We start from the raw sequence: 3187 nt of genomic DNA, 5'->3' as shown, positions 1-3187 counted from the left end.
CCGGTTCATGTATAGCGGTTCGTTCATGCCGGGTGGGCGCGCGGGATCGGGCGAGCATGCGGGCCGGCGGTGACCGGCCGGCGAGGTCTGCCACACTTGCCTGGTGCGTGTGATGGTGACGGGAGCCGGCGGTCAGCTCGGAGCGGATCTCTGCCGGTTACTGGAGGCCGATGAGCGGGTCCAGGCCTGGGCGGGTCTCACCCGTGGTGAGCTCGACATCACCGATGCGGCCCGGGTCCGGGCGGTCGTCGCGGACCAGGCTCGGCCCGCGAAGGTCCAGGGCGGTCTCGTGGTGATCAACGCGGCGGCCTGGACGGACGTCGACGGTGCCGAGGCCGACGAGGCGGGTGCTTATGCCGCCAACGCCGCCGCTCCGGCGCGGCTGGCGGTCGCCTGTGCCGAGGCCGGCGCGACCATGATGCATATCTCCACCGACTACGTCTTCGACGGCATGGCGGACAAGCCCTACGAGACCCATGACCCGGTCGCGCCGCGCTCGGCATACGGGCGGACCAAACTCGCCGGCGAGCAGGCCGTGCTGGAACTGTGCCCAGCCGCCTACGTCGTGCGGACGGCATGGGTCTACGGCGCGTCCGGGCGTAACTTCGTCCGGACGATCGCGAAGCTCGCCCGTGAGCGCGACACCCTGGCTGTGGTCGATGACCAGCGCGGGTCACCGACCTGGACGGTGGATCTCGCCGCGGGGCTGATCGAGCTTGCGGCATCCGGGGCCAGGCCGGGAATCTATCATTGCACCGGCGGCGGCGACACGACCTGGTACGGATTGGCTCGGGCGGTCGTCTCCGAACTCGGGCTGGACCCCGCGAAGGTCAGGCCGACGACGACGGGCGCGTTCCCCCGGCCGGCTCCGCGCCCGTCCTACTCGGTGTTGTCGTCCCGCTCATGGACGGACGCGGGCTTGACGCCGCCGCGTCCGTGGCGGGTTGCGCTGGCCGCCGCGTTCGCCGAGTCCCGTGACGCCCTGCGCGGGTAGCCGGGCGTTTCACGGGCGTCGGCGGGCTCGGACAGGCGCGGGATCCGGTTCTTTGGTCCGGGACGCTACCGTTGGGGCGTGACCACCAAGACCAGCAGCTTGATCGCCCCCGCGGGGCAGGGCCGACCTGTCCTGGTCGCGGTGGCGTGGCCATATGCCAACGGCATGCCCCATCTGGGGCACATCGCCGGTGCCTACCTGCCGGCTGACATTTTCGCGCGCTATCACCGGATGGCGGGAAACCGGGTCCTCATGGTGTCCGGGAGCGACACCCACGGTACGCCGATCACTGTCCGTGCCGATGCTGACGGCGTGTCGCCGGTCGAGATCGTCAATCGTTACCATCCGGAGTTCCTGCGTATCTGGGATGATCTCGGGATCAGCTTCGACCTGTTCACGTCGACGATGACCGACAACCATCGTGAGGTTGTCCAGGAGGTGTTCACCCGGCTCCGCGAGGCGGGCTACATCACGCCGCGGGAGACCGTCCAGTTCTTCGATCCGCAGGCTGGTCGGTTCCTGCCGGATCGGTACGTGGTCGGCAGCTGCCCTTTCTGCGCCTACAGCGAGGCTCGTGGTGACCAGTGCGAGAACTGCGGCCGCACGCTTGACCCCGACATCCTGCTGGATCCGCGCAGCAAGATCACTGGTGCGCTCCCGGAGAAGCGGGCCACCACACACTTCTTCCTGCGGCTGTCGTCCCTTGCCGATGACCTGCTGGCGTGGCTGGAAACGCGCCAGGGCTGGCGCCGGCATGTCATGAACTGGTCGTTGCAGTTCGTCAAGGACGGTCTGCACGACCGGGCGATCACCCGGGATCTTGACTGGGGTGTGCCGCTGCCCACGGACGAGCTCGGTCCGGGCAAGCGCATCTATGTCTGGTTCGAGGCGGTCATCGGCTATCTGTCGGCGAGCCGGGAGTGGGCGGCCCGGACGGGCGACCCGCAGGCCTGGCGTGACTGGTGGCAGAATCCGGACGCGGTCAGTTACTACTTTGTCGGCAAGGACAACATTCCGTTCCACACGGTGATCTGGCCCGCGATGCTGATCGGCTACGGTGGGCTGGACCTGCCGACCGACGTCCCGGCAAACCAGTACGTGACGTTCGGTGGCGCGAAGGCGTCGAAGTCCGCCGGGATCGGGCGTGGGGTCCGCGAGTACCTCGATCGGCTCCAGCCGGACGCGCTGCGTTACTCGTTGGCGACGGTGCTGCCCGAACAGAACGACACCGAGATCACGGACGCGGACATCATTCGGCGGATCAACGACGAGCTGATCGCGAACTGGGGCAATCTCGTCAACCGGGTGATGGCCCAGATCGGCAAGCGTTTCGACGGCCGGCTGCCGGCAGCCGGCGAGCTCGACGGCGTGCACGCCGAGCTGATTGCCTCGGTGGACGCGGGCCTGGCCCGCGTCGGCGAGCTGATCGAACGCGTGGAACTGAGGGCGGCGCTGCGGGCCGCCATGGACATCTCCGGTGAGGTGAACGCCTACCTCTACCGCGAGGAGCCGTGGAAGACGGTCAAGGTTGATCCAGACCGGGCCGGGCACAGCCTGGCCGTGTCGATTCAGGCGATCTCCGGAATCACGACCGCGCTCGCGCCTTTCCTGCCGTTCACCTGCCTTCGGCTTGCGGAGGTGCTCGGCATCAGCCTGGACCGCTGGGAACGGCAACCGGTACCGGCTGGCACCACCCTGAGCTGGTCCGGTGCGCTGTTCACCAAGCTTGAGCCGGACGCCCTGAGCTGATCCGACCGCTGGCCGCTGCTGGCGGCAGCCAGCGGCCAGCGGCGCATGCACGCCGCGTCTCCCACCGGACCGGCGTGGCGCGCAGGCATGCGGTCCACGGGGGCCGGTCCGGTTCGCCGACGTTCGCGCTGCCCGTCATCGGTGGCCTGGTGGCCGCATGATTGGGCGTATACGCGGAGGCTGTTCCGCGCCTGTTGTCCGCCTGCGCCGTGTGTGCCAGGTGGCTGGATCCGTTGACTGGCGGAAGGCGGTTCTTTCGGCCGTCCGCGGAGAGCGGAGGCGGTATTTCCCGGCCCGAGAACTGGCGCCTGGGCCTACCGGAACCGGCCGTACGTTCCTGTCTCCAGGCCAGTCGGTTCAGAATGTGTCGGATGACCGACACGTTCGACGACGAGCGATCGGTAATAGGGGTGCGGCGCATCCCAATCCCGTTTTTTGATCTAC

2 protein-coding genes are annotated in these 3187 nt (G+C 68.4%); both read left to right on the top strand.

All coding sequences use genetic code 11. From position 1 onward, the window contains the following. Positions 1–112: 112 nt before the first annotated feature. Positions 113–994: a dTDP-4-dehydrorhamnose reductase gene (gene rfbD / locus MJ783_RS13380; protein ID WP_239310771.1), complete on the top strand. Its 882-nt coding sequence runs from the start codon at positions 113–115 to the stop codon at positions 992–994. 78 nt (positions 995–1072) lie between these two features. Next, positions 1073–2743, top strand: coding sequence for a methionine--tRNA ligase (gene metG, locus MJ783_RS13375; RefSeq protein WP_239310759.1), 1671 nt, complete (start codon positions 1073–1075; stop codon positions 2741–2743). The last annotated feature ends 444 nt before the right edge of the window (positions 2744–3187 follow it).

The sequence above is a fragment of the Protofrankia sp. Cj3 genome (genome assembly GCF_917627355.1).
In the GTDB taxonomy this organism is placed as follows: domain Bacteria; phylum Actinomycetota; class Actinomycetes; order Frankiales; family Frankiaceae; genus Protofrankia.
Note: the sequence above shows the minus strand (reverse complement) of the source record. Positions and strands in the feature narration are given on the sequence as shown.